At 39.1% G+C, this 4,250-nt stretch carries 2 protein-coding genes and 3 pseudogenes; 1 reads left to right on the top strand and 4 read right to left on the bottom strand.

Annotation, left to right across the window (positions count from 1 at the left end; all coding sequences use genetic code 11):
• Positions 1-591 (bottom strand): annotated as a pseudogene (locus KH943_RS09380) (exodeoxyribonuclease V subunit alpha); the annotation flags it as partial.
• 111 nt (positions 592-702) lie between these two features.
• On the opposite strand from KH943_RS09380, the pseudogene alr reads away from it, so the two are divergent.
• A pseudogene (gene alr / locus KH943_RS09375) lies at positions 703-1,826 on the top strand (alanine racemase).
• Between the two features lie 61 nt (positions 1,827-1,887).
• Here the strand turns inward: alr and queF are convergent.
• The 3 genes and pseudogenes from queF to KH943_RS09360 form a co-directional block, all read right to left on the bottom strand.
• A complete protein-coding gene (gene queF / locus KH943_RS09370; protein ID WP_304110337.1) occupies positions 1,888-2,727 on the bottom strand; it encodes an NADPH-dependent 7-cyano-7-deazaguanine reductase QueF in 840 nt (279 codons plus the stop codon).
• Between the two features lie 317 nt (positions 2,728-3,044).
• A complete protein-coding gene (locus tag KH943_RS09365) occupies positions 3,045-3,596 on the bottom strand; it encodes a TIGR00645 family protein (protein WP_304110336.1) in 552 nt (183 codons plus the stop codon).
• 90 nt (positions 3,597-3,686) lie between these two features.
• Positions 3,687-4,250: pseudogene (locus KH943_RS09360) on the bottom strand (translational GTPase TypA); the annotation flags it as partial.

The raw sequence follows: 4,250 nt of genomic DNA, 5'->3' as shown, positions 1-4,250 counted from the left end.
ACCTGGTCCGCCAGAAATCACGCAAAAGCGTTTACACAGTGCCGTTGCAACCGCCACTTTTTGCCAATCAATTTCATCTGTTTGAGAAGAACCAAACAATCGTTCCAAAATCTCACGATCTTCTTCCACATTTGCATTTTCTGTCTCTGTTTCAACCGCTTGTTGCAGGTAACGAGCAATCTGATGTTCCGCTTGCCAATAGCGATAAAAATAGATTAACTCGCCTTGAAACAGCATTGGGGCAACTTGAGTTACATCGCGACTAAAAGCAATGTGATCAGCCAAAATTTCTTGCCATTCAAGCGGTAAACTTTGCTCAATCTTTTGCGAAATCTCTGCCAACCATATTGCCTGCTCTGGATTATACTCTCGCAAACCAAACGGATTTTTTACCGCATTCGAATTTAATCGCACTGCACTATGCCCTTGCATCACATTAAACGAAACAAGAGCCGCTAAAAACAGCGACAAATTCTGTTGTAATGACGAGTAGTTGTAACCTTGCTGTTTACGATCAATCAATTTAGCAAATTGATAATTGATTTCTGAAATGATTTTTTGCTCTTTAAGAGTATAAAGAAGGGTTAGCATTGCGGTAATCTGTTGAAAATGAGTGGTTAAATTATCTAATTTTTGCAATCCCTTGTCCAGAAATGACGTTCGGGCGTATAATGCTTTTATTTTTGAAGTGATAAAAACAAAATGAAACCAGCCATTGCAACTATCAATAGTGCGGCACTTCGCCACAACATTCAGCTCATCAAATCCTTCGCACCTAATCAAAAACTACTTGCTATGATCAAAGCCAATGCCTATGGGCAAGGTCTTCTTCCTGCAGCTCACATTCTAGCCGACCAAGTAGATGGCTTTGGTGTTGCACGGCTGCGTGAAGCACTTGAAATTCAAGAAACAGGCTACACAGGCAAAATTTTATTAGTTGAAGGTTTTTTTGATCGTGAAGAGTTGCTCAAAACCCTTTCCCGTCGCTTTGACAGTGTAATTCACTGCTATGAACAGCTCAAATTGCTAGAGCAAGTCGCCAAAGAATGGGAAGAGGAGCAACAAAAAGGCTTTTGGAAACGCAAAACTAAGATCTATTTTCCGATCAATATTTGGTTAAAAATCGATACAGGAATGCACCGACTAGGTGTGCATCCTGAACAAGTGGATGAGTTTTATCAACGCCTTAAAAAATGCCCGTTGGTTAAAACATCAGCTTTGTCAGCCATTTCAGCCGTGCCGATGAATTAAATTGCGGCTACACAGAAAAACAAATCGCTACCTTTGAACAAGCCACTCAAGCTTACCCCGAACATGCTCGCAGTATTTCCGCTTCTAGCGGTATTCTCTATTGGAAGCAAGCACATTACGAATGGGTACGCCCAGGCGTTATTATGCATGGCATTTCCCCCCATTACGAACCCATCACTCATCTTGGCTTCCAACCCGTGATGACACTTTCCTCTTCTCTCATTGCCGTCCGTACACACAAAGCGGGCGAACCTGTTGGCTATGGTGGCACTTGGGTTAGCTCGAAAGACACTAAACTTGGCGTAATTGCAATGGGCTATGGCGATGGCTACCCTCGCAATGCACCAGAAGGCACACCAGTGTTACTCAATGGCAGAATCGTACCAATTGTCGGACGCGTTTCAATGGATATGCTTACGGTCGATCTTGGTGCTGATAGTCAAGACAAAGTCGGTGATGAAGCAATCTTCTGGGGCAAAGACTTACTCATTGAAGAAGTTGCCAAACACATAGGCGTAATTAGCTATGAGCTAATAACCAAACTTACCCCACGCGTGATTTTTGAATATCAATAAAATAAAGCTCATAAACTAAATAAGTTTTATGAGCCTTACATTTAATTTGAAACTATCTAACTTATTGTCTTGCCATTCTCAAATTCTCTGGCACGTTCTCAAAATTAGAACGGAATGGATTGATGTCTAATCCTCCACGGCGCGTATAACGGGCGTAAACAGTGAGTTTTTCAGGTTTGGCGAATCGCATTAAATCCGTAAAAATTCTCTCAACGCATTGCTCGTGGAATTCATTATGCTCACGGAAAGAGACCAAATATCGCAAAAGTTTTTCACGATTTAACCGCTTACCAACATAGTGAATTTGCACACTACCCCAGTCTGGCTGTGAGGTAATCAAACAGTTGGATTTCAATAAGTGACTGACTAACGTTTCCTCCACCATTTCACCTTCGGCAACATTATTTAAATGCTGATTCGAAAATTCGTAGCTATCAATTTGAATATCTTGCTCATCAATACTCTCACCTGCAAAATTCACAATCGGTTGATTGGTATAACAGCTCAATTTGTGAATTTTCACCAAAACTTGACCGCTTGCACATTGGCTTAAATCTCTCGTAAGTGTTTGTTCAGCCTCTTCGATTGAAGCAAATTTAGTCTGATTAAAGCTGTTTAAATAGAGTTTAAAGCTCTTCGATTCGATTAAATTTTCACTTTTAAAATCAATTACAATATCCGCAATTGCAACTTGTGGCAAGCCATTTGGATTTAACCACGAGAGTTCGTAACACGTCCATACATCTGCTCCTTGATTGAAGGGCTGAGTTTCTACAATCCCCAAACCTTCACGATTTAATCTGCGCGGCACGGGTTGTAAAAGAGAAGCATCATATTGACTTTTATATTCAGTTTTTTGTCCAAGCTTAAGAGCTGAAAGGGTTTTATCTTGGTAGTTCATAGTATTTCCTCACAAAATGGGCAAGAAGTGTAGCATATTTCTGCTTTAAACGAGAAATGAGAAAACTTATAATAACTGCACTTTCTAGCCTCTATGCTTTATTATGAAAACATCTTTTCAATTTTACCTTTCACTTATTTATATCGGCATCATCACAGGTTTAATCGGTATTAGGTAGCATACTAGCTTACAGTTTGTCCATTGACTGGAATACCTTTTTCCCACATATCTCTTTGCAAGGCACTGCAGAAATAAAAATAAGAGAATATTTAAATGGTCATAAAACGAACAGATTTACGACCATTTTTGTTTTTTAGCTAATGCGTTTTATGACTAGTGCTATAAAGGATCTTATCGGTATAAGCTAATGCAATAGCTGAGATCAGAAAGCCTAAATGCAAGAGTAATTGCCACATCATTGTTTTCTCAGGCATATTATTTGCATTTACAAAAGTCTGCAATAAATGAATAGATGAGATGCTGATAATTGACATAGAAAGTTTTACTTTCAGCACTGTTGCATTTACGTGGCTTAACCATTCTGGCTGATCAGGGTGATTTCGGGTGCGAAGTTTTGAAACAAAAATCTCATATCCTCCGATAGTGACCATTACTAAAAGATTTGCAATCATTACCACATCAATCAAATTCAATACTGCCAACATAATCGTATTTGAATCCATATTACCAATATTGGTTACTAATGCCCAAAGAGATTTTATAAACTTATAAGCATAAACACCTTGAACAATAATTAAACCTAAATAGATAGGCAATTGCAGCCAACGGCTCATAAAAATTAATTTACTTACTGCATTACTCTGAGCATTGTATTTTGCGTAAGAATCTGTATTTTTAGTCTGTTCCATATTTTTCCTATTTTCATAAAAAATCCTCCATACGTTCTTGTGGTCTATGGAGGATTGATAAGCGGTTAATTTTTCTTAAAACTTTGCGAATTAACGCGTACTTGTACTTGTGGTTGTACGGCTTGCACGTTTACGTTCTACTTCGGTAAGAAGTTTTTTACGAATACGTACGGAAGTTGGCGTTACTTCCACTAACTCGTCATCGTCAATAAATTCTAGCGCTTGTTCAAGTGTCATTTTTACTGGTGTCGTCAGTGTTAGGGCATCATCTTTACCTGAAGCACGCATATTGGTGAGTTTTTTACCTTCCAATGGATTTACGGTTAAGTCGTTTGAACGGCTGTGAATACCGATAACTTGACCTTCGTATATTTCTGCACCATGCTCTACCATTAATTTACCACGATCCTGTAATGCATAAAGTGAGTATGCTAATGCTTTACCAGTGCCGTTTGAAATCAATACACCATTGATACGCTGACCAATTTCGCCTGGTTTCACATCATCATAGTGGCTGAAGCTTGAGTAAAGTAAGCCAGTACCTGATGTCATTGTCATAAAGTCATTACGAAAACCGATTAAACCACGACTTGGGATGATGTACTCTAAACGGGTACGACCTTTACCATCTGGCACCATATCACGCACTTCACC

The sequence above is a fragment of the Haemophilus parahaemolyticus genome (genome assembly GCF_018373095.1).
Lineage (GTDB): Bacteria > Pseudomonadota > Gammaproteobacteria > Enterobacterales > Pasteurellaceae > Haemophilus_A > Haemophilus_A parahaemolyticus_A.
Note: the sequence above shows the minus strand (reverse complement) of the source record. Positions and strands in the feature narration are given on the sequence as shown.